The organism is Ornithinibacillus salinisoli (assembly GCF_042684965.1).
GTDB classification, from domain to species: domain Bacteria; phylum Bacillota; class Bacilli; order Bacillales; family Amphibacillaceae; genus Ornithinibacillus; species Ornithinibacillus salinisoli.
Map to the genome: position 1 here is coordinate 230,938 of NZ_JBHUMI010000008.1, position 23,445 is coordinate 254,382.

General features: G+C 36.1%; 24 protein-coding genes, 1 pseudogene and 1 riboswitch. Of the genes and pseudogenes, 19 read left to right on the forward strand and 6 right to left on the reverse strand.

Annotated features, from left to right (window positions below; all coding sequences use genetic code 11):
- Positions 1-101: 101 nt before the first annotated feature.
- Complete coding sequence (locus ACFSTA_RS04780; protein ID WP_377555420.1) at positions 102-830, reverse strand: NAD-dependent deacylase; 729 nt, start codon at positions 828-830, stop codon at positions 102-104.
- 38 nt (positions 831-868) lie between these two features.
- On the reverse strand, positions 869-2,245 hold the full coding sequence (gene gdhA / locus ACFSTA_RS04785; RefSeq protein ID WP_377555421.1) for an NADP-specific glutamate dehydrogenase: 1,377 nt from the start codon (positions 2,243-2,245) through the stop codon (positions 869-871).
- A 284-nt stretch (positions 2,246-2,529) separates the two neighbouring features.
- On the opposite strand from gdhA, the gene ACFSTA_RS04790 reads away from it, so the two are divergent.
- The 4 genes from ACFSTA_RS04790 (at position 2,530) to ACFSTA_RS04805 (ending at position 7,662) form a co-directional block, all read left to right on the forward strand.
- Positions 2,530-3,570, forward strand: coding sequence for a MerR family transcriptional regulator (locus ACFSTA_RS04790; protein WP_377555422.1), 1,041 nt, complete (start codon positions 2,530-2,532; stop codon positions 3,568-3,570).
- Positions 3,571-3,657: 87 nt separating this feature from the next.
- Positions 3,658-3,845: riboswitch (cobalamin riboswitch) on the forward strand.
- A gap of 127 nt (positions 3,846-3,972) precedes the next feature.
- Entirely contained in the window at positions 3,973-6,207 is a 2,235-nt protein-coding gene (locus ACFSTA_RS04795) for a ribonucleoside-diphosphate reductase subunit alpha (protein ID WP_377555423.1), read from the forward strand.
- The gene (locus tag ACFSTA_RS04800) at positions 6,204-6,638 is read left to right on the forward strand and encodes a flavodoxin (protein ID WP_377555424.1); all 435 of its coding nucleotides are present in this window, start codon (positions 6,204-6,206) and stop codon (positions 6,636-6,638) included. Before ACFSTA_RS04795 ends, ACFSTA_RS04800 begins: the two co-directional genes overlap by 4 nt.
- Positions 6,619-7,662 (forward strand): ribonucleotide-diphosphate reductase subunit beta, encoded by a 1,044-nt coding sequence (locus tag ACFSTA_RS04805; protein ID WP_377555425.1) that lies wholly within the window; start codon positions 6,619-6,621, stop codon positions 7,660-7,662. Before ACFSTA_RS04800 ends, ACFSTA_RS04805 begins: the two co-directional genes overlap by 20 nt.
- A 365-nt stretch (positions 7,663-8,027) precedes the next feature.
- On the opposite strand, the gene ACFSTA_RS04810 is transcribed toward ACFSTA_RS04805, so the two are convergent.
- Positions 8,028-8,726, reverse strand: coding sequence for a DUF4386 domain-containing protein (locus ACFSTA_RS04810; protein ID WP_377555426.1), 699 nt, complete (start codon positions 8,724-8,726; stop codon positions 8,028-8,030).
- Positions 8,727-8,810: 84 nt separating this feature from the next.
- Here ACFSTA_RS04810 and ACFSTA_RS04815 point away from each other — a divergent pair, with 84 nt between their 5' ends.
- Together ACFSTA_RS04815 and ACFSTA_RS04820 are read left to right on the forward strand one after the other, a co-directional pair.
- Complete coding sequence (locus tag ACFSTA_RS04815) at positions 8,811-9,680, forward strand: helix-turn-helix transcriptional regulator (protein WP_377555427.1); 870 nt, start codon at positions 8,811-8,813, stop codon at positions 9,678-9,680.
- Positions 9,681-9,880: 200 nt separating this feature from the next.
- Positions 9,881-10,471, forward strand: coding sequence for a GNAT family N-acetyltransferase (locus ACFSTA_RS04820; RefSeq protein ID WP_377555428.1), 591 nt, complete (start codon positions 9,881-9,883; stop codon positions 10,469-10,471).
- 31 nt (positions 10,472-10,502) lie between these two features.
- Here the strand turns inward: ACFSTA_RS04820 and ACFSTA_RS04825 are convergent, their stop codons facing one another.
- Positions 10,503-11,351 (reverse strand): N-acetylmuramoyl-L-alanine amidase, encoded by an 849-nt coding sequence (locus ACFSTA_RS04825; RefSeq protein WP_377555429.1) that lies wholly within the window; start codon positions 11,349-11,351, stop codon positions 10,503-10,505.
- A gap of 179 nt (positions 11,352-11,530) precedes the next feature.
- Here ACFSTA_RS04825 and ACFSTA_RS04830 point away from each other — a divergent pair, with 179 nt between their 5' ends.
- The 12 genes and pseudogenes from ACFSTA_RS04830 to ACFSTA_RS04885 all read left to right on the forward strand — a co-directional run.
- On the forward strand, positions 11,531-12,307 hold the full coding sequence (locus ACFSTA_RS04830) for a 3-hydroxybutyrate dehydrogenase (RefSeq protein WP_377555430.1): 777 nt from the start codon (positions 11,531-11,533) through the stop codon (positions 12,305-12,307).
- A gap of 23 nt (positions 12,308-12,330) precedes the next feature.
- Complete coding sequence (locus ACFSTA_RS04835; RefSeq protein WP_377555432.1) at positions 12,331-12,888, forward strand: DUF402 domain-containing protein; 558 nt, start codon at positions 12,331-12,333, stop codon at positions 12,886-12,888.
- A gap of 172 nt (positions 12,889-13,060) precedes the next feature.
- Complete coding sequence (gene eutH / locus ACFSTA_RS04840) at positions 13,061-14,149, forward strand: ethanolamine utilization protein EutH (RefSeq protein WP_377555433.1); 1,089 nt, start codon at positions 13,061-13,063, stop codon at positions 14,147-14,149.
- A gap of 48 nt (positions 14,150-14,197) precedes the next feature.
- Positions 14,198-14,542 carry a hypothetical protein gene (locus tag ACFSTA_RS04845; RefSeq protein WP_377555434.1) on the forward strand — a complete coding sequence of 115 codons (345 nt, stop codon included), beginning with the start codon at positions 14,198-14,200 and terminating at the stop codon, positions 14,540-14,542.
- Positions 14,543-14,727: 185 nt separating this feature from the next.
- Complete coding sequence (locus tag ACFSTA_RS04850) at positions 14,728-15,633, forward strand: hypothetical protein (protein ID WP_377555435.1); 906 nt, start codon at positions 14,728-14,730, stop codon at positions 15,631-15,633.
- Positions 15,634-15,656: 23 nt separating this feature from the next.
- The gene (locus ACFSTA_RS04855) at positions 15,657-16,319 is read left to right on the forward strand and encodes a DUF4129 domain-containing protein (protein WP_377555436.1); all 663 of its coding nucleotides are present in this window, start codon (positions 15,657-15,659) and stop codon (positions 16,317-16,319) included.
- Positions 16,320-16,325: 6 nt separating this feature from the next.
- Positions 16,326-17,462, forward strand: coding sequence for a DUF4350 domain-containing protein (locus ACFSTA_RS04860; RefSeq protein ID WP_377555437.1), 1,137 nt, complete (start codon positions 16,326-16,328; stop codon positions 17,460-17,462).
- Positions 17,459-18,388, forward strand: coding sequence for an AAA family ATPase (locus ACFSTA_RS04865; RefSeq protein WP_377555438.1), 930 nt, complete (start codon positions 17,459-17,461; stop codon positions 18,386-18,388). Before ACFSTA_RS04860 ends, ACFSTA_RS04865 begins: the two co-directional genes overlap by 4 nt.
- On the forward strand, positions 18,339-19,697 hold the full coding sequence (locus ACFSTA_RS04870; protein WP_377555439.1) for a DUF58 domain-containing protein: 1,359 nt from the start codon (positions 18,339-18,341) through the stop codon (positions 19,695-19,697). The genes ACFSTA_RS04865 and ACFSTA_RS04870 overlap by 50 nt, the downstream gene beginning before the upstream one ends.
- Before the next feature lie 68 nt (positions 19,698-19,765).
- On the forward strand, positions 19,766-20,731 hold the full coding sequence (locus ACFSTA_RS04875) for a stage II sporulation protein M (RefSeq protein ID WP_377555448.1): 966 nt from the start codon (positions 19,766-19,768) through the stop codon (positions 20,729-20,731).
- 26 nt (positions 20,732-20,757) lie between these two features.
- On the forward strand, positions 20,758-21,555 hold the full coding sequence (locus ACFSTA_RS04880) for an RDD family protein (RefSeq protein WP_377555440.1): 798 nt from the start codon (positions 20,758-20,760) through the stop codon (positions 21,553-21,555).
- Between the two features lie 70 nt (positions 21,556-21,625).
- Positions 21,626-21,781, forward strand: a pseudogene (locus ACFSTA_RS04885) (IS1595 family transposase); the annotation flags it as partial.
- 27 nt (positions 21,782-21,808) lie between these two features.
- On the opposite strand, the gene ACFSTA_RS04890 reads toward ACFSTA_RS04885, so the two are convergent.
- Both ACFSTA_RS04890 and ACFSTA_RS04895 read right to left on the reverse strand, forming a co-directional pair.
- Positions 21,809-22,012 (reverse strand): helix-turn-helix transcriptional regulator, encoded by a 204-nt coding sequence (locus tag ACFSTA_RS04890; protein WP_377555441.1) that lies wholly within the window; start codon positions 22,010-22,012, stop codon positions 21,809-21,811.
- A complete protein-coding gene (locus tag ACFSTA_RS04895) occupies positions 22,013-22,315 on the reverse strand; it encodes a hypothetical protein (protein WP_377555442.1) in 303 nt (100 codons plus the stop codon).
- 270 nt (positions 22,316-22,585) lie between these two features.
- Here ACFSTA_RS04895 and ACFSTA_RS04900 point away from each other — a divergent pair, with 270 nt between their 5' ends.
- Positions 22,586-22,924, forward strand: coding sequence for a DUF3889 domain-containing protein (locus tag ACFSTA_RS04900; protein WP_377555443.1), 339 nt, complete (start codon positions 22,586-22,588; stop codon positions 22,922-22,924).
- Positions 22,925-23,445: the final 521 nt, after the last annotated feature.

The following is a 23,445-nucleotide window of genomic DNA, read 5'->3' on the forward strand; positions in this document are numbered from 1 at the left end:
ACTAAATATTCTTATACTTAATATACTATTAAAGTGTTCTTTTTCAAAATTATTGCATACTCGTTGGAGTTTAATCGGAGTATTTTGTATCCTAAAAAATACTAGACCATTTTTAATTGCTTATTAACTTCAATCAAAAAATCCTTTACTGATCTCTTTTGAATCAAATAATCAGCGTAGGGATCTAATGGTGTGCTTTCACGATTTACGATAACAAGTTTGGCACCATTTTCTTTGGCAATCATGGGGAACATATTTGCAGGTGTTACCGAAAGCGATGAGCCTAATACGATAAACAAATCGGACTGCAAGGTTTTTTCTTCTGCTTGTAGAAACGTATCTTCTGGTAACATTTCTCCAAATAACACGATACCTGGCCGGATAGGACCTCCACACGCAGCACAATATCCATTTCCTTTTAAGTACGCCAGGCGATTATGGTTCTTGCCACAGATGTGACAGTAAATCTTATGAAATGTACCATGAAGTTCCATTACATTCTTGCTTCCTGCATCGTGGTGAAATCCATCAACATTTTGTGTGATGATTCCTTGAATCCTATTTTGTTTTTCCCAATTAGCTAATATGAAATGTCCTTCATGTGGCTTGTAAGCATGAATTTCATTTAAGCGGAATTGGTAAAACTCAATAAATTCCTGTGGGTTTTGCTCTAATGCCTGTACATTTGCAAGCTCATCTGGATTGAACTTCTCCCATAGCCCACGATTTTTGGAACGGAAATCAGGAAGTCCGCTTTCTGTTGACATACCTGCTCCAGTAAAAACTATTACATGATTAGATTCCTTCATAAGATTTACAATTTCATCCATAACGAAAACCACACCTTATATTTTATTCTGCTACAAAACTAGATGACACCTTGCTCAATCATGGCGTCTGCTACTTTCGTAAATCCAGCGATACTTGCTCCAGATATTAAGTTTCCTGGTTTATGGTAAGCTTCTGCAGCTTGAACACTGTTTTGATAAATGTCTTTCATAATTTGCTGTAATTTCTTATCAACCTCTTCAAAAGTCCAGGCCATCCGAGAACTATTTTGTCCCATTTCTAGAGCTGAAACGGCTACACCTCCAGCATTCACTGCTTTGGCTGGTCCGAAGAGGATGTTGCTTTCTAGAAACAGTGCAATTGCATCAGCTGTTGAAGGCATATTTGCCCCTTCAGCGACTATTTTTACACCATTTTCAACTAACGTTTTCGCGGCTTTTCCGTCTAATTCATTTTGGGTTGCACATGGTAAGGCGATATCACATGGAATGGACCAAATACCTGAACTTCCTTCCATATATGTTGCACTTGGATGGATGAGCGCATATTCACTTATTCTTCTTCTCTGTACTTCTTTTAATTGTTTGACTGTATCCAAATTAATGCCATCTGGATCATAAATATAACCTCCGGAATCACTGCAGGCGATAACGTTTGCGCCTAATTCCATGGCCTTTTCTATCGCATAAATAGAAACATTACCCGATCCTGATATAACAACATTTTTACCAGCTATCGATTGTCCTTGGTCATTGAGCATTTCTTTTACAAAATAAATGGCACCATAACCTGTTGCTTCCTTACGAGCTAAACTACCACCATAAAGAAGTCCTTTCCCTGTTAAAACACCAGCCTCAAAACTTCTCTTTATTTTTTTATATTGACCAAACATATAGCCAATCTCTCTAGCACCAACACCAATATCACCTGCTGGTACATCTGTATCTGGTCCAATATGATTCGCTAACTCCATCATATAGCTTTGGCAAAATCGCATAATTTCTCCGTCAGATTTTCCTTTTGGATCGAAGTCAGCACCACCTTTTCCGCCACCAATTGGCTGTCCAGTTAGAGCGTTTTTAAAAATTTGTTCAAACCCGAGAAATTTGATTATACTCGTGTTAACAGATGGATGAAAACGTAAGCCACCTTTATAGGGCCCAATAGCGCTGTTGAATTGTACGCGGTACCCTCGGTTAACTTGAATATTGCCCTGATCGTCTACCCATGGTACACGAAATGTTATTAATCGTTCTGGCTCAACGATTCGTTCTAAAATATTATGATGTATATAATGTGGATTCTTCACCAGAACCGGTTTTATTGATTTGAAAATCACATATACTGCTTGGTGAAATTCTTCCTGGTTAGGATCTTTTTCCTTCACTTTATTAAACACACTATCGATATAATTTTGAACTTCAACGGAAGTATTGGTCTCTGTAAGTAAACTCATGGTGTCCTCCTGTATATGCAATATAAGTACTAGATATTAAGACTAGGTATAAATTATATCAAACAACAATCAAAATTGAAGTGAAACGCTCATGAAAATTTTGTTACAAATTTGTTTCTCTATTTCCAGGTTACGATAAAATGGATAGAGTTTCTCCTGTTATTTTGAACAGTATTTAACATGTTTATTAATGTATAATGCATGATAACTAATTTTCTTTTATATTGCCCTTTACCTTTACGTAACGTGAACATTTATAGTAAGTGAAAGGAGTTGAACATGACATGCTAATTAAAGAAGTAGCTGAAAAGCTAAATACAACAGCACGGTCCATACGTTTTTATGAGGAAAAGGGGCTGATATCACCAAAAAAAGATGAGGAAAATGACTATCGATATTTTACGGAAAAAGACTTGCTCCGATTAAGTACGATACTTGCATTGCGAGAAGTAGGCTTTCCAGTTAATGAGATCAAAGTTCTTTTAGAAGATCCTAGTATGAGTATCCAACAGTATCTGAATATCCAGCGGTCTGCTTTATATGAAAAATGGATTGAGATGAGAGATATGATTGAGACAATTGACGAAATGGTTGATCGGACAACGGAAGATTCCTATTTACCAAAAGACTTTTATGCTTTGGCGCAACATCTTAAGAATTTAAAATCGATCCGTAAAAATTGGACTGATCGTTGGAATTTTGATCAACAGGCATCAGACTATGATGAAAATATAAAAAAACAAGGATTCTCTTTCAATGTACATGAGGGTTATGATCAAGCACTCGCAAGAATAGTCGAAAAAACATCATTACAGCCTGGGAATACATGTTTAGATATTGGAATTGGAACAGGTAACCTTGGTTCAAAGTTTTTACAAGATGGTATCAAAGTGATTGGTGTTGATCAATCTGAAAAAATGCTTGAAAAGTGTAAGGAGAAACATCCACAAATAGAAACACGAAAGGGACATTTTCTTGCGCTTCCGATCTTGGACCATTCCGTAGATGCCGTCGTATCAAGCTATGCATTACATCATTTACCTGATGAGGAAAAAGTCATAGCACTAGAGGAAATGACAAGAGTATTAAAACCAAATGGACAAATTTGTATCGCAGATCTCATGTTTACAGATAAAGTACATCGTGAAAAGGTGATTGCAGACTTTCAAGCGGTAGGCAACCAAATCGCGATCGAATGTATTGCAGATGAATATTATGCTGATCGATCCTTGTTAACAAATTGGTTTTCTAACTGTGGTTATCAAATTGAAAGTTACCAGTTTAATAGGATTTTAGGTATGATCTATGCAAGACGTCATAAATAATTTTCTATTCCTTATTGCATCCGCTATCAATCTATGATAGCATTATATACAACATATTGAGTTAATAAAATACAAAACATACTATATATAGTATCAACAAGTTAAGGTGACACGAGTTGTCTTAAAAGGGAATCTAGTTAGAATCTAGAACTGCCCCCGCAACTGTAAGTGTGGACGAACGAGGAAACCACTGTATCAGCATCGATTATGATATGGGAAGGTCTTTAGTAGGGAGAAACACAAGTCAGGAGACCTGCCATAGCTTAGTAGTTTCATTTCTCCGGGGTGAGAGAAGGTGGAACGATAGAGATTCTATGTTTTCATTTCTGTCGTTTTAAGCCGTTCCTCCAACAAGAGTGAACGGCTTTTTATATATTATCAATGAAAAATGGAGGAAATACGATGATTACAGATACTTCAATGATCCATGAACACGTCTGCGGTTTGGTTGATCAAGTAGCACAAGAATTTAATTTAGATATGAAAGCTTATAAAGAAAAGTCTTTACAAGCGATTAGTCCAGAAATGTCCTGGGAAAGAGCAACAGATATTTTAGTGAAAAATGCATTAGAGAACATTGATGAAGCAACTCCAAACTGGACTTACGTTGCTAGTCGAATATATTTACAGGAGCTATATCGTCAAGCAGGAATGACCAGGAATAACGATCCCAAATTGGGTTATGGATATTTTTATCAATTAATAGAACGATTAACACATAAAGGTATTTATACGAAGGATTTATTATTGAAATACTCTAAGAGTGATATAGATTTTTTAGAAAAGCAAATGGTTTCAAATCGAGACTTGCTATTTAATTATTTAGGCTTATATACCTTAGCAACCAGATACTTAGCAACAGACCACGAAAAAAATACATATGAGTTACCGCAAGAACGGTGGATGATTATTGCCATGCATCTAATGCAGGATGAAGACCGTGCTAAGCGACTGAATTTAGTAACAGAGGCATATTGGGCACTAAGTAATCTATATATGACTGTAGCAACACCGACATTAACGAATGCAGGCAAAACGCATGGCCAATTATCAAGCTGTTTTATTGATACGGTTGATGATAGCTTACAATCTATTTACGACAGTAATACCGACATAGCAAAGCTATCTAAAAACGGTGGCGGAATTGGTGTCTACATGGGAAAAATTAGAGCAAGAGGTAGTTCTATTAAAGGATTTAAAGGCATGTCTAGTGGCGTCGTTCCATGGATTAAGCAGTTAAATAATACTGCCGTTAATGTCGACCAGCTTGGGACAAGAAAGGGTGCCATAGCCATTTATTTGGATGTATGGCACTTGGATATTGAATCCTTCCTCGATTTAAAACTAAATAATGGGGATGAACGGATGCGGGCTCACGATATTTTTACCGGGGTTTGCTTGCCAGATTACTTTATGGAGCAAGTAGAAAACCGTGGTGATTGGTATTTATTTGACCCCCACGAAGTTCGACAAGTAATGGGGTATTCGTTGGAGGATTTTTATGATGAAGAGAAAAGTGACGGGGAATGGCGCCTGAGGTATCAGGAATGTATTGCATCGGAGGAATTAACGAAGAAAAAAGTACCTGCTATTGAAATTATGAAACGAATTATGAAGTCTCAACTCGAATCAGGTACACCATTTATGTTTTACCGAGATGAAGTAAATCGTCAAAATAGTAACTCGCAAAATGGTATGATATATTGCTCCAATCTTTGTACGGAAATTACACAAAATCAGTCGCCTACCGAATTTATCGAAGAATATATCGAAAATGAAAACACTATAGTTAAGAAATATAAAACTGGAGATTATGTTGTATGTAATTTAAGTTCGATTAATTTAGGAAAAGCTGTCCCAGATCAAGTGTTAGATCGTTTAATTAAAATTCAAGTTCGTATGCTTGATAATGTAATCGATATTAACACATTACCAATAAAGCAAACACAGCTAACCAATCAAAAATATCGAGCGATAGGATTAGGTACCTTTGGATGGCATCATTTATTGGCGCTAAATAACATTCGTTGGGAGTCTCAGGAAGCAGTGACATTCGCAGATGAATTATATGAAAACATCGCATATTTAACTATAAAAAATAGTATGGAATTGAGTAAAGAAAAAGCTGCTTATCCTGCATTTGAAGACAGTAAATGGAGTACTGGTGCTTACTTCGAAGAAAAGGGATACACAGATGAGAAGTGGACATCGCTCCAACAAGATGTACGAAAGTATGGGATACGTAATGGGTATTTGATGGCAGTTGCGCCAAATTCAACAACTGCAATGATAGCTGGTTCGACAGCTAGTATCGATCCTATTTTTAAAGTATTCTACAACGAAGAGAAAAAAGATTTTAAAATTCCTACTACACCACCAGACATCAATCATCAAACATATGATGTGTATCGAAGGTCTGCGTATATCGTTGATCAAAGATGGTCTGTTAAGCAAAATGCAGCACGGCAAAAACATATCGATCAGAGTCTATCATTCAATTTCTATGTCCCGAATACCATACGGGCATCTGTTCTTCTTGACTTGCATTTATTGGCATGGAAAGAGGGGCTAAAAACAACTTATTATGTTCGATCAACTTCTAGCGACATAGAAGAATGTGAGTGGTGTTCAAGTTGAGAGCAGTAGTAGCTTATTTGTCATATAGTGGAAATACGATGGAAGTTGGGGAACGTATTGCTGCAAAATTAGAGAAGGAAGGTCTGGAGGTTGACCTGCATCGTATTGGGGTTGATCCTCCCATTGATACGGGGGCTTACGACTTTTTATTTATTGGAACTTTTACATGGGAAATGGGAGCGACACCAAGTGAAGTAAAAGATTTTGTATGGGAAATAGGATATAAACCTAATAATGTTGCTGTTTTTGGTACAGGAGACACCCAATTCGGGGGGGACGAGTTATTTTGTAAAGCGGTCGACAAGCTCGTGCAATTTTACAATAGTAGGTGGACAGGATTGAAAATTGAACAATCCCCAAGAGGATATCAAGAACAATTAATTGATCAATGGGTGGAGGGAGTAACAAACAATGTCAAAGTCTTTGCTTAATAGAGCGAAAACATTAGAACCTTTATATCCAAATAAATCGACTGGTATATTTGGGGGTAAATCAAGTGGAATCCTCAATTGGAATGATATTGCTTATCCACATTGGTATAAAATATATAAGCGGCTTATCGGAAATTATTGGCAAGCTGATGAAGTGAATATGGCCAGTGATGTAAAACAGTTTTCCTCTTTGACGCAATCAGAACAAGATGCGTACTTAAAGATAATTGGACTATTGTCCACATTGGATGCACCGCAAACGAGAACAGCGCTTTTGTTGTCCTTATATGCGACAGATGCTTCTGTGCAATCCATAATGGCAGTAATTGCTCAACAGGAAGCAGTACATAATGAAAGCTATTCGTATGTATTATCCTCTATTGTGTCTTTAGATGAACAAAACAGATCATTCCAATTGGGAAGGACTGATCCAATTCTATTAAAAAGAAATGAAAAATTGACAGAACAATACAATGCATTTGTTGAAGAACCATCAATGGAAAATATCCTTAAAACAATGACGTACACTGCATTACTCGAGGGAATGTTTTTTTATTCTGGATTTGCATTTTTTTATAATTTAGCCCGCCATAATAAAATGGTCGGTACGTCCACGATGATTAGCTATATTAATCGTGATGAGCTGGAACATGGGCGCTTTATTGCTGAGTTGTTTCGTGCAACGTTAGCAGAAAACCCGACGTATAATACGATGGAATTTACGGAATGGGTATATACCCACTTTGAACAATCTGTCGAGTTGGAAATAGAGTGGTCAACCTACGTTTTAGCAGACGTTAATGGAATTGATATTAATGAAATGAAAGGCTACATTAAGTATCGTGCGAATAAAATGTTACGGATGATGGGGTTAAGTGAAATTTATCAGGATCATGTGGAAAATCCGATGAAGTGGATTCGCGCTTATACCGATAGCTTTGATGAAACGAAAACAGATTTCTTTGAACAAAAATCTCGCCAATATACGAAAACAAGTGATTTAAATGGTTTTGACGACCTTTAGAATCGCAGAACATTCATTTACACATCAAAATGATAGTGAAAATGTATGATGAATGATTGTTAACCAAAATAGAAATAGCCTAGTTGATATTTATTAGCTAGGCTATTGCTATTATTACAGTAGCGATCGCTCATAAAATGAAATATTCGCTAGCAACCAGTAGCGATTCGCTCATAAAATAAAATATTCGCGCACAACCAGCAACAATTCGCTCATAAAATGAAATATTCGCGCACAACCAGCAACGATTCGCTCATAAATCGAAATATTCGCTCACAAGCAACAATTCAACAGTTCAACGAGTGAAGGTCGGTAAAAATTTACGAAGACTCCAGAGAGACAGTCGAAGATTCCGTTTGAAAACACTACTTCACTCTTAGTTTTTCAAGCTTTTGCTTATTAAACCCCTTCACAATTAACCAGAATGCCAAACTCATCTCATAAACGCCCAAAGGTAATGCAATGAGTCCTTTGGCTGTAGAGAAAGGTTCTACTACACCAAACATTTCTAATATACCGGCTATGAATACCAAAACAGCTGTGACCATACCAAATAGTGCTAACGGTTTGGGGATTAGACCTGTTCTTAAAAGTAAATAACTATACATGAATGTATTTAAGCCTAACATGAGATTTGGACCTAATATAGATGTCCAACGATGAACATCCTGCAACACTAGACCAATACCATGAAGATTTTCTGCACTTGCTAAACTGCCTGCTTCATAAGATATACTTAGATGTACTAAACCTAATATACTAACTAAACCCATTGCAATAAAAACAGCTTCCATAAATCGAAAACAAAGATACCCTAATGCAATATGTTCATTCCAATAACGAATATAAGGAAACAGCATGACTGCTGTTCCAACAGCCGACACTACAAGTGAAAAATCAAATAATACTCCTACCAAAACCTTCGTTTGAAATCCATTTGCCGCAGACATATACCATTGTTCTGATAATACAGGCTGATAAAAGATAACAGCTATGATTGAAGTGACCGCAGCTGCAATATATAAAACACCTAATATAATTCCATTCATTCTGTCTTTTGTCATTATATTTACCTCCTTGAGATAATTAACCTATGGTATACTGGATACAGAAATATCTGAAAACACCTAATGAAAAGAGGGGTTATTATGGACCATTATGAAGAAATAGAACGTGCTTTGATATATATTGAAAATAATATATACCGACCTTTAACATTGGAGTCTGTTGCTAATACCTTCAATATGTCCAAATACTATTTTCATAGACTTTTTTCTGCCATGATGGGTTGTTCATTAAATAATTACATACTATCTAGAAGATTGAATGAATCACTAAAATTAATTCGGGACGATAACTTATCTCTTACAGATATTGCTTATGAGCTAAACTTTGGAACTCAAGCATCATTCACCCGTGCTTTTAAACGTCAATACGGTCAAGCGCCAAGCTCTCTAAAAGTAAAAGATGAGTCAATACCTCTAGTGCCAATACCTCCAGTAGTAAGAAGATCCATTAAAAACATTAATGGTGATATCGTCACCGATTTTACTCTAACCGAATTTCAAACAATTAAGGTGAATGGCATAGCCTTTGAAGTTGACCTAGCAACTGATGATTACAAGTCAAGGATTCGTTCTCATTCAAAAATGCTATTACATAGCATTGATGAAACAATAAATGGATCATGTTATGTCATCTATTCAGATTGTCAACCAAATTCAACCCGTTTCAAGGTTCTTGTCGGGATTCCACATGAAATACAGTTAGATAACCCCTATTTTTATACTGTTAATATACCGCAACTCTTTTGTGCCAAGTTTAAATATTTTGGAGATCTTCTTGATATTGGAGATATCTTAAAAACTGATTTTGCGCGATTTTTAAAAATCTCAAAACAAGAATCTGAGAATTCACACATCGAACTCATTCAAGTTTTTGATAACATTCACAATCTTGATTCAACCTACAGCATATATACACCTGTCAAAAAACTACACATTGATTCCGTTTTGTAGTATTCACACTCTTGTTATTACTCCTTTCTTTTCATAAGGTTATTTTTAATAATAAAATAACAAAGAAGTGTAAATTAGACTTTCCAAATCTTGCTGTAATTGTTAACGAATAATCAAGGAACCTATTGATCTTTGAAGACGCCGTTTCTTCTGAATATATTTTAATTACATGATAAAATTTGATAAAGGGGTGAGTAGATTTGCAGATTAGGAGATACATTCCAACAGATGAAACTGGCTGGGTTCGTTGTAGGGTTTTATCTTTTTTAGAGACAGCTTATTATGACAACGTATTGAAAGAAAAGGAATCGTATGAAAACCCTGCAATCGAACTGGTAGCGGAAGCTGATGGTCAAATTGTAGGGTTGATTGATGTTGAATATGAACAACTAGAAAGGGCAGTCTGCTCTCGCGGAAATGGTCTTGGAGGTATGATTTGGCATATTGCTGTTCATCCAGATTACGGGAGAAGCGGAATTGGATCACAACTATTGCATGAAGCTGAAAAATTGGCTATCGAAAAAGGTCTAAATAGGTTAGAGGCATGGACGCGAGATGATAAGTGGGTGAATAACTGGTACGAGAAAAATGGATTTGTGAAAGTGGACTCGTATTATCACGTGTTTATGGAAGGGGAAAAAGAATTAAACAAAGCCATGAAAAGCCAAATACCATATTTGCATCCTGTTCAAGCATTTGCTCATTATACAGGAAATGATGTGGATAAGGTGAATGAAACATTCCTACGTACACATGAGTGCATGTGTTTTGAGAAGTATATAAAAACATGAAGGTTAACCAAGAAATGGTTAACCTTCATGTTTAGTCGGAAAGATATTCTTTAATACCGGTAGTAATCGCTTTTGCTACCCTATTTTGGTAGTCTTCTGTTTGAATAACAACTAAATCATTTGAATTTGTTATAAACCCTAATTCTATTAATACAGCAGGGCTATTGTTTTTACGCAAGACACGGTAATCATCACGAATGATTCCCCTATTACGTAATTTAATTTCACCGGCTAGTGATGTATGTATAGCCTGTGCTAACCCAAGGTCCGTTTCATTGGAGTAATAATACGTATTAAATCCTCCCACGCTTTGCATAGAGAAAGAATTGTAATGGATGCTTAAAAACGCATCAGCTTCGTTTATGTTACTTACTTCAATTCGTTCATCTAAAGAGACGAAATAATCATCAGTTCTTGTTAAAATAACATTTGCCCCAGTCGAGCGTAAGTGTTCTGCAATTTTACGTGTAGTAGATAGAATAATATCTTTCTCCAAAACACCATTATGTCCAATTGCTCCAGGATCTTTGCCACCATGACCAGGATCGAGAACGATGGTGTAGTTAATTAATTTTTTGTTAGGAAAGAATATTTCCTCTTCTATAGGGTCAATGAGGGACAAATAATTAGAAGCTACCCAAGCTTTTATCCCTTGGAAATCAATTTGTAACCAATCAGTTCTCTCTTCGTAAACGGTTAGAATTTCCCCTTTCTCCAGTATTCCTAGTATCTCCCCATTTAAAGAAGGCGTATTTCTTACGTGTAGGGAATGAGCAGTCACTTCATAAGTTTCTCCGTTTTTTGCGTGTGTCGTGATGGCAAGTACGTGTAATAGAATAAAAAAACTTAGCATTGCTATTAATTTTTGTAAGACATTCATAAAAATCTCCTTGTAGTAAAAAATCGATGCCAATAATAAAGGTTTTCCTTAATTCGTAATTTTAAACTCCGTTCTTAAAAACAAGTTTTGCAGGAAAATTTGGATAATTTGTCGAAGTAGATACGGATAGTAGTTAAGACTGATTAGCCAGGAAAGGTTATTGATGAGGAGGAGAAATGATGGTACATGATCATGTTGTGCTTATTACCGGTGCTGCGAGTGGAATTGGTCACGCAATCGGTGTGGAAATGGCTAATAATGGTGCGAAAGTAGTTTTTACTGATCTCGACCAATCGAGGTTGGAATTAGTTACTTCGGAATTAAAAGAGGAGGGACTTGAAGTTTTAGCTCTTCGATGCGATGTAACGAAGGAAGAAGAAATTGTTCATGCTATTAATCAGACGTTGGAACGGTTCGGGAAAATTGATGTACTAATTAATAATGCAGGTCTACAGCACATCGATGCAATAGAAGACTTTCCAACAGAGAAGTTTGAAGCAATGATAAAGCTCATGCTTGTTGCCCCTTTTACCGCGATAAAGCATATATTTCCAATCATGAAAAAACAAGGTAAAGGTAGAATTCTTAATATGGCATCGATAAACGGATTAATTGGTTTTGCTGGTAAGTCAGCCTATAATAGTGCCAAACATGGATTGATCGGATTAACAAAAGTAGCTGCTCTTGAGGGAGCAGAACATGGTATAACGGTTAATGCAATATGCCCAGGTTATGTTGACACACCACTTGTAAGAAACCAACTGGAGGACTTGGCCAACATTCGGAAGGTAACTTTAGAAAAGGTATTACAAGATGTTATTTACCCGTTAGTACCCCAAAAACGCTTATTAGATGTGCAAGAAATAGCCGATTATGCCATGTTTTTAGCAAGCGATAAAGCGAAGGGGATAACGGGGCAAGCGGTAGTGTTAGATGGTGGCTATACTGTACAGTAATCATATTAAGGGAGACAATACGAATGCTTAAAAGAAAATATGGAGACCGTTCAAACTGGAAGAGGATAGTAGATAGAGAATACATACAAGACTATATTCATTTACGGGATTACAAAGGGTTCGTTACATTATTAAAAATGAATAAGGTAACAGAACCCCTATCTATATCCTATGGTGATAAAGAAGTTTGTATTGTTGAGGCAGGTTATAGTTGGCTGCAGCACTTTCCAGATGGTAAACATTATTCAATAACAACAACGTTTAATCAAAATGGGGAGGTAGTCCAGTGGTATATTGATATTTGTCGAGAAATTGGAGTAGAAAATAATGTGCCGTGGATGGATGACTTGTATTTAGATATTGTCGTGTTATCGACTGGAGAGGTCCTGTTGCTAGATGAAGAAGAACTGGAAGAGGCGTTATTAGAGGGGATCATTGATGATAGCCTCTATGACTTAGCTTGGCAAGAAGCAAATAACATACTAGCTTCTATTGAAAAAGGAACGTTTAAAATACTAGATTTAACTCCGATACATAAAAACATACTGTTAGAAAAATGTAGTTCTACCGAAAAGAAGTAGTATGTATGCTTATTCGTAATTGATATAAATACCGAAATATGTATATTCGATTTAAAATACATATTGATATTAGAGAGGCTCATGATAAGCCAGGGTACTATTTGAATACTTCAGTAGCGAAACTAAAGAATAGTGAGTTTGTTACAGATTCATCTAAGAATGGAGATTGATGATGGAAATAAATGATGTCATTATCGTAATTGTAGTGATTTTCCTGTGCTTTGGAGCATTTGATAAATTAATAGGTAATAGATTTGGGCTTGGAGATCGATTTGCTGATGGGTTTAAAGCGATGGGGCCATTAGCTCTAGCTATGGTTGGCATTATTTCACTTGCTCCAGTTATGGCAAATCTAATGACACCACTGATTGCCCCTGTATATAAATTCATAGGCGCAGATCCGGCGGCTTTTGCTAATACTATTTTGGCGATAGATATGGGGGGCTACGCGCTAGCGCAAGAAATGTCCATAAGTGCGGAATCAGAAGTGTTCGCTTGGGTGTTCATAGGAACCATGATGGGACCGACAATTGTGTTTACCATTCCAGTTGCACTTGGAATCATTAACAAAGAAGACCAAAGCTACTTCGCAAAAGGCATATTAATAGGTTTAATCACCGTTCCAATCGGATGTTTTACAGGAGGACTAGTAGCGAAGCTGGATATCCTGATGATACTAAAAAATCTATTACCAACAATACTAATTTCTGTTTTGATAACGGTTGGATTGTGGAAAAAGCCGGATAAGATGATTGTTGGTTTTTCCATTTTTGCAAAGCTTATTGAAGCAATTGCCATCATAGGGTTAGTTGCTATTATTATAGAAACACTTACCGGGTTCATTGTTATTCCGAACATGACACCATTGGATGAAGGGATCACGATCGTCGGAACAATTGCGGTATTTCTAGCGGGGGCATTTCCGATGGTTATGGTTATCCAAAGGACCTTCCAGAAACCATTAGGAAAACTTGGGTCTTTGTTAGGAATTGGAAAAACGGAAACAACTGGTTTATTGGTATCCCTTGCGCATGTTATTCCTATGCTAACCCTTCTTAAAGAAATGGATCCTAAAGGGAAAGTTATTAACATTGCCTTCGCTGTGAGTGGCGCTTTTGTTTTAGGTAGTCACCTTGGTTTTGTAGCTGGGATTGAGAAGGAAATGACTTTTGCTTTACTGGTAGGAAAGTTAGTTGGAGGGCTTAGTGCTATTGGATTAGCATTATTACTGACATTAAATATTAACAGAAATATGAAATAAAAAAACATTACTGCACTTTTATTCTCTACAAGAAAGGAAGATTTAGAAATGAAGATACTCCTTTCCGTTTTTATGATTATTTTGATGCTAGCAGCTTGTTCGGATTCACCTTTAGTAGAGGACGATTTCCATGAAATGCAAGTGTTTGTTCAGGAAGAAATAGTATTTGAAACGACAGATCAATCGGTAATTGATGATATTATCAAAGAGATTAATACTAGTCGCAGAGATACAACCCATGAATTGGAACTTCCCACTCCAGACGGGGAAATTATTTTTATAAATGAATCTGAAACACTTTCAATGGATGTATATGAAGATGGTGGTGTTTCGTTTGATGAATATTATGTACATACGGAATTTGATTATGTGGGAGATCACCCAGAAACTTAAAGAGGAGGTAAAGTGTGAAGCTTAGTAATTAGAAAAAAATGGGAATAATCAGGGATTATAAAAATGACAGAGATTTATAAATGGATAAGTTAATATTTTCAATAATCAACACAAAAATAATCGGAATAATGATAAAATAGTAAATATATACATTTGAATGGATAACATAAGAGGAGGAAGCGCTTTTGGATGATCAATTTAACAAAGTAAAAGGATTTGGAGAAATATTAGACCAAACCTTTCGTCTATGTAAAAAAAATTTTTCGAACTTTTTTCTTATTTTTCTTATTATATTAGGACCAATATATCTATTAGAGGCGTTGTTATCATTAGCCTCTGGAACTAGCTTTTTTAGACAGGTAGGTAGTGGAACTAATTGGTTTGAACAAATTATTTCTGGTTACGATGAGACCTTAAATAACACAACTACAGGATCTGATATTTTTCTCGGTCTCTTAATACTCATCCTGACACCAGTGGCATATGCTGCTATCTTGTTTGCTGTCAGTTTAATGAGGAACAATGTGGAATTCACTGCAAAAATGGTAATAAAGAAAGCATTTTCTAAATTTTGGCCGATATTTTGGAGTAGCCTATTATTTGGCTTGATTTTGTTTGTTCTCGTTTTTGCCCTAATTATGATTGTTGTAATTCCAAGTACGATCGGTTCGTTTATTAATCCATTTATGGGTATTGCCTGGGGAGTTTTATTATTCTTAGGTTTAGGGCTTGTAATTGCTATCTTCTTAACACGATGGAGCTTCTATCTATGTGCAACCGTACTTGAAGAAGATGCACCTGGAATCTCTAGAAGCTGGCAGTTAACACGTCAAAATTTATGGCGAATACTTGGTCTATATGTTGTGATTATCCTCATAACGACAATTATCGGAGCTGCAATTGAGGGGGTATTTTCACTCTTTCTCGGAAGTAGTGTGCTGGTTACAATCATCGTAGATTTAGTTGCGATATTGACGTCCATTATTTTGGCTGTTGCCTATGCTGTAATATATTTTGATTTAAAGGTACGGAATGATGGTGACGATCTTAAAGAGATGATTGATGAATATTCAAGCAGTAGCAATATATAACTTGCTAAGTTAGGTGATGGTGGATGGAGAATAAAGACAAGGCAAGAGATGATTTACAAGATATCTTACACGATCGGGAGTATCAGATATATTATGAAGATAATCGAAGTTTCATAGAAATATGGTGGGATAAACTAATTGAATGGTTTAGAGAACTATTATCTAACTGGTTCTCCTCCCTCAATCCATCTAATGGTTTCGCTGAATTGGTATTGATTATTATTATAGGGACAGTAATCTTACTCACGGCAGTAGGTAGTATTCTCTTCCTTCGATCAATGAAAAGAAAGCGGGCATTTCAAAACCACCGTCCATTGCAATCTATGAATGAATTGGAATGGTCTGTAACGAAACATTTACTGGAAGCGGATAAGCAAGAAAAAGCGGATAATTATGCTGCAGCTACCCGCCATATATTTTTAGCTCTACTACTTCATTTTCATGAAAATAATTGGTTAATTGCTAGAGTATGGAAAACGAATTGGGAATATTATGATGAATTACAGCAGACTGACCCAACCCGTGCAAAGGCATTTTATAAGCTAGCTAACATGTTTGATGAAGTTGTATATGGGGAGCGTACAATTAAAGGTCATGAGTATACAGAGTACCGGAAAGAGGCATTAACATGGCTGAATAGAAGTTCGGAGGAAGCAAAGTTGGGGACTAGCATGAAGGAGGGATAGAAGCTGTTGCAAAAATCATCATCTAGCAAAAGAGTATGGCTGTTACTACTCATTTTGGTATGTATATTTATTATGATTAGTTATTTTATAAGTTCTAAGCAACCTCAAGAGTTTCCTAGCTATGTTTCCGACTCGCCATCACCAACAGGAAGTAAAGCTTTATACACCTATTTGCAAAATGAAACGAGTTCTGTCGTTACATGGAGACATGAACCACATTTATTATCAAAGGAAAATAAGCAACAAATCCTTCTCATGATAGAGCCATTTTTCATTCCAAAGCAAGAAGAAATGAATGTATACATAGAATTTATGAATGCGGGAAATACGATCTTATTATTAAAGAATAATCCCGATGGAATGTTCGGGCTGAAGACGGAGCCAATTGCGATAGATCCGGAAGAATCGGTCACCATCACAGATGAACAAGGTGAGGAATATATCTCTAACACGTATTCTCCTGTACGTCTTAAAAGTGATAGAGATGATGACGTATTATTATCTGATGATGCAGGTGTAATGGCATTAAAACGGTCTTTTGGCGAAGGTAGTTTAATAGTAGGTAGTTCGCCGGATTGGGTTACAAATGAATTTATTCTTGAAAAGGATCATGTAGAAATCGTATTCTCACTGTTATATGGGGAAAGTTGGGATACGCTTTTAGTTGATGAATATCTTCATAGGGCAGGGCAATCTCCTACTCTTTTAACCTTATATCCGAAATGGCTGTTAGTTGGAGTAGTACAAAGTATCCTTTTAACCGTCCTTTGGCTGTGGCATCAAGGTAAGCGATTTGGTCCGATTCGAATACCGCGGGAGGAAACAGTTCGGTTTAGCGATGAGCGTCTTAAAGCTCTTTCCGCGTGGTATCAACGTGGACGCAGGCATCATGATTCCCTTATGATTCAAGTAGATTACGTGAAATTACTTATGCAGGAACGCTGGGGAATTCCATATCGTAAAGCATGGGCGGATCGTACCGACCAACTTATTAGAAAAAGGACAAATATGACGGAGGAAGAAATTCACACGTTCGTCAATGGGATAAGGGATCTAATTCAAAAAAGATCAATAAATAAACAAGAATACGTAGGGTGGTCGAAAAAAATTGATAAGCTACGGAAAGAGGTGGAAAAAGGGTGAATAGTCAACTTGCATCCTTATTACAAACATATGAGGCACGAATATTAGGTCAAAAGAACAATTTGCGATTAGTACTTTCAGCCGTTTTAGCAGGTGGACATGTATTAATTGAAGGTGTACCAGGTACAGGGAAAACACAAATGGTATGTACATTATCCAATTTATTAGGCGGTAAATTTAATCGTATTCAATTTACGCCAGACTTGCTACCTAGTGATATTACTGGTAGTACAATATTCAACTTAAAGGATAATTCATTTCAAACATTAAAAGGACCCATCTTTTCAAATATATTGCTGGCAGATGAAATCAATCGTACACCTGCGAAAACGCAAGCTGCCTTATTGGAAGCAATGGAGGAAAAACAGGTGACAATACAAGGAAAAACGTACGAATTACCAGAAGTGTTTTTCGTAGTTGCCACGCAAAACCCTATTGAATTTGAAGGAACGTATCCGCTTCCAGAAGCACAACAAGATCGTTTCCTGTTTAAATTACGAATTGATTTTCCTAGTTTAGAAGAAGAAACAAAGGTATTAAAAAACGTGTTGGCGAAAATGTATACGGATCAAGAGGTTGAAACGGTACTAGATATGGAAACCTTCCTTATGATTCGAAAAGAGATTGAACATATCACAGTAAGTGAGGATGTTTTAGCTTATATCATGCAAATAGTTAGAAGAACAAGGGAAACGGAAGCCATTCGATTTGGAGCCAGTACGAGAGCGGCTATTTCGATTGGTAAGGCTGCCCAAGCGTGGGCTTATTTAGCTGAGAGAGACTATGTAACTCCGGATGATATTAAAATGGTTGCAAAACCGGCGTTGCGACACCGTATTCAAATATCTCCGCATATGGAATTGGAGGGTGTAAGCCTTGACCAAATCATTGAAGAGCTTGTGGGAGCGGTTCCTGTTCCGAGATAGAGGAATATTGCCAACGAAAAGGTTTATAGCGTTATATCTCGTTTGTTCAATAGGTATTGTATCGCTATCCTTTGCTGGTTTATCATGGGCAATTATCATTGTTTTAAATATTTTTTTGATAATTGCATCCTTCCTAGATTTGTTGTTTTCACCACAAAGAAAGCAGCTAAACGTTATTCGAGATTTTCCAAAAGAAATAGAACGAGGACAGTCCTATACCGTTTCTATCCAACTAGAAAACAATTCTTCCTATCCTTGTGAGTTTCGCCTTATGGACGGGCTGCCACAATCATTTTATGACCCATTTCCAATTCTCGGGAAGGTAGGTAAAGGGGAGTCTGGCCAAATAACTTATGAAACTAATGCTCCTGTCAGAGGGAAATATGGATTGACTCGAATATATGTTAGATATACTAGTTTGCTAGGGTTATGGGAGAAGCAGATGGCTGTTGAACAGCATGATGAAGTAAAAGTAATACCGGACTTAACCGATACAAAAAAATACTTAGAAAATGCCCAAAAGTTTCTCATGTATGAAGGAACTAAAATCCGTAGACAAAAGAGCGGATCAGGGGAGTTCACTAGAATTCGAAACTATGTAGTTGGTGATGATCCCCGTAAAATCAATTGGCGTCAAACTGCGAAACTGCAAGAGGTCATGACCAATGAATATGAACCAGAGCATGGTAAATATATTACTATTTTAGTTGATTGTGGCAGAATGATGGGAGCAGAATTGAAAAATGGTAATCGCTTAGAAAGAGCGTTGGAGGCTTCCCTTACTGTTGCTGCAGCTGCTCTTAAAAACGGTGAATATGTTAGTGTGCTAGCCTTTTCCAAGGATATTAAAGTGTTTGTGCCACCAGCAAAAGGAATGGATCAATTGCAAAAAATTCTCCAGGCGATATATCACCTAGAAGTTGATCCTAGTGAATCGAATTATTCGGCAGTTATGAACTACTTACAAACGGTTCAGAAGAAGCGGAGTTTAATTTTATTATTCAGTGATGTGCACACTTTTTTACATGAAGAAAGTACACTGCTTTATTTAAAACGTATCAGACAGAAGCATTTATTTTATATGATTGGAATAGAAGATGAAACATTATTAGCCACATCGGAATTATATCCAGGAAACGTACAACTAACAATGTTAAAGAGTATAGCACAGCAGCAACTACTCGTTAAAAAACGGGAGAAAGCCAAATGGGAGGCTCAAGGACTGCTGATGATTGAAGCAAAAGAAGAAGGATTAGCTACCGAAGCGGTATCGCGATATATTCATATCATGAATCAAGGTTTACTGTGAAAGACCTAAAAAAAATGGGACTTCAATCTGTAGGAGGTTCTTTCATGCGGGATAAAGTAGGTGTCTACGTGAATATGAAACAATTTGTCAAGCAGCATCGAGAGGAATGGAAACAGCTAGAAGGCTATATTACCCTTTTTCATAAGAAAGGGAGAAAAGTGACTGGAAGTGATGTTGAAGAATTTAATCGTTTGTACCAAAAGACCGCTCAGCACCTGTCCTTTTGCCAAACCTATTTTCCGAATGAAGATGTGACAGCATATTTAAATGAGTTGGTATCAACATCTCATAATATATTGTACAAAGATCAGTTATCTAGTTTTCAGCAGGTTCGGTATTTTTTTAGTACGAAATTTATTGGTTTGTTTTTAGAGCAATGGAGATTTATTGTCCTTGCAATGATTTTATTTACTGTGGGTGGATTAGCAAGTTTTCTATCTGTTGTAGATGATCCGCTGCATCTTTATTCGATCATTCCTAGTGAGATGGCACATAGCGTGGACCCAGAAAGATTAGGAGAAGGGCATGATGCGATTGATTCATCACTCATGTCAGCAGAAATTATGACCAATAACATTCAAGTCGCTATACTTGCCTTTGCAAGTGGGATTACATTTGGATTATTAACGATATATTTATTAATTTATAACGGCATATTGGTTGGGGCACTAGCAGCGGTTTTTTGGCATTCTGGTATGTCTTATGAATTTTGGGCATACATTGTTCCGCACGGTATGATTGAATTAACAGCGATCTTTATTGCTGGAGGGGCGGGGTTGTTAATGGGATATAAATTATTTGTCCCAGGTCCTTATTCGCGGGGATTTCAATTAAAGAGACAGTCCAAACGATCTGTACAACTATTCCTAGGAACAATTCCATTATTTATTATTGCGGGTATTATTGAAGGGTTTATTACACCATCATCCTTATCATTGGAAGTGAAATACCTAGTTGCATTCTTAACAGTAGTTGGCTTAATTGGTTACATCATTTGTGGGAAAATATTGCTCGATCGAAAAAAACGAATATAATGTAAACAAATGTGGGGGATAGAGGGATGAAGATGATACAAGAGCAGGTTGATATTAAAACACCAGAATACGTTTCCTTACAATTTAAGCTTGCTGGTCTTGGTTCAAGGGCGACAGCAATGATTGTCGATCAATTTATTTTAACGGTGCTAAATATAGTAGCAATATTACTCGCTATTTTTATAACAAGCTCAGAAATGTTCTATGTAATGGAGTCAGGCTGGCTTGTTGCGATTACCATTATTGGACTGTTCGTAGTGAATTGGGGGTATTTTTTTGTAAGCGAGTATTTTTTTGGCGGAAAAACAATCGGAAAAAACATGATTGGAATTCGAGTGATTCAAGAGAATGGACATAGCCTTACACTATTATCTGCAATTATTCGAAATCTATTACGGATTATTGATATGTTGCCAACCAGTTATTTCTTAGGGATTGTATTAATTTTCTTTCATTCCAAGCATAAAAGGTTAGGAGATATGGCTGCAGGTACGATTGTTGTTCATGAACGAAAGGCAAAAAAGCAAAGGAAAAGCAAAATTGAAAAAGTGATTGAGCGAAGAGGACTTACCGTAGATAGCTTTAAAATAGAGGGTTGGGCAGTACATAACCTTGGAGAAAAAGAGTGGAATCTATTAAAAACATATAGTCAAAAGATTTTAGATTTAAGAGATTATCCAAAAAGAGAGCTAACAACAGAGGTGGCTTCCATTCTTTTACCAAAAGTGGGGTTAGCGGTTGGTAATCAAACGGAAGAGGAATTAGAAAATATGTTACTTGTTTTATATCTTATGCTAAAAGAGGAATGGGAATTTGAGTTATAACAAAAAGGCTTGGAAAATTTCCTAAGTAGTTCTGTTTTGGAGTGCAAAAACGAATTTAGGAGAAAATCGCAACAGAATTAAAAAATGGTTAGAGCGTTTCCAAGGGGTAGGAATACCTTGGGTTCGTTGACTTGAATTAGGGAAGAATTTAGCATTTGATAAACGAGTAGAGCGAATGCTTATTTCATCGTGTCATAGGACTGTTCAAATGTTGAAGAGTGCATAAAAAAGACCTCGATATGAGGTCAATGTATCACTCTTTAATAGAACCACTGATGAAAAGCTCATCAACTGTGGTATCCAATACAGAGGCTATATCAAACGCTAATTGTAAAGTAGGGTCGTATTTATCATTTTCAATTGCATTTATTGTTTGCCTGGATACCTTACAGTACTTAGCTAGTTCTTCTTGCGATAATTTAGCTGATTTTCTTAATTTCTTAATGTGATTTTTCATTTAATCACCATATTTTTTTCTGTAAATTAGTAATGTTACCAGGTATATAATTAAAATCACCGTCAGAAACATTATTGGCGAAATTCCAAAACCATTATATGAAGCATTCTCTTGAAAAGTTAGATAAATTGATTGTGCAACTTCTAAAATAAGCACACCTATAACTACGATAAATGAATATGATTGAGCTTTCGCTTTGATAAATTCCCTTCTTTCATCACCCTTTCGAGAACTTGCCGCAACAAGAATCAAAATTCCGCAAACTAACAATATAACTGAATACACAATTTTAACCCAATCCATTTTTTGTTTCCTCCCTGATAAATATGTAAAAAGTATTTGACATTTATTATTGTAGCATTAGCTTTGGAAATGTCAAATACTTTTTACATTAATCGGAAATACCGTGCTAAAGTATAACTAAAATTGTGGGAATTTATGAGTATTGCGGACAGATTGAGCCAGTTGTGCGGAGTTTTGAGCCACCGTTTGCGGACAATAGTTGAAGAAGAATACTTGAATAATTTTACTTAGCATGAAAAGACTATTGTAAAAAAAGAAGGTTTAAAATGTATGAAATTACTTATATCCATTCTCTTAGTTTTCGGAATATTATTGTTCGGAAACTCTTCTATCCTCGACATTAACAAAATTATAATAGCTGAAAAAGAAACCCCTCCCTATGCAAAGTGGGGACAGATAGCTATGAAAAAGACAAAAGAACAGTATCCCCAAGCTGAAATTATTGATTATCTTCACATCGGTAGGGAAAAGGGAACAGAATACTCAATAGAAAAATTTAAACTTTGGCTAAAAAAGGATAGTGGAGAATTCGGTGTATTTGTTGATATTAAATTCAATAATGAAACAGAACAGATAATTGATATTAAATATCGGAAAACAACAAGATAACTTACTCCTCCATAGAAAAAAGCGTATCTACTTACTTTGGACAAACCCGTTTGGTTTAATATTAATTTTTATTTTTTATTTTTGTTCTGTATTATAACGACACTTGTAACCACTTGAATTATGTAAAGATAAACACCAAATAAAAAAAATTTAAAAAATTCAGGGTTATAACCTTTTAGATTATAACGCTCTTTTGCTGGGAAAATGTCAATCATATCTAAATTGTTATTCAAAAATAGATGTACTATAACCCAAGAACTAACAATGAAAGTAATGATATTTATTAATGAAATCAACATTAAGCTTCTAATTTGTTCATTCGAATATTCTTTAAAAATATACTTAACAAACCATAATGAAAGGAAAGTGCCCAAAACGGCTATCATATAGTTATTATAAATGTCAAGTTAATTATGTACAGTTTTGACTGTTTAAGAATGTACAATTTTAATCATTTTCTTTATCTAAATGATCTTTGATTCTGTAAGAATCACCTATGATATTTACCACTGTGGCGTGGT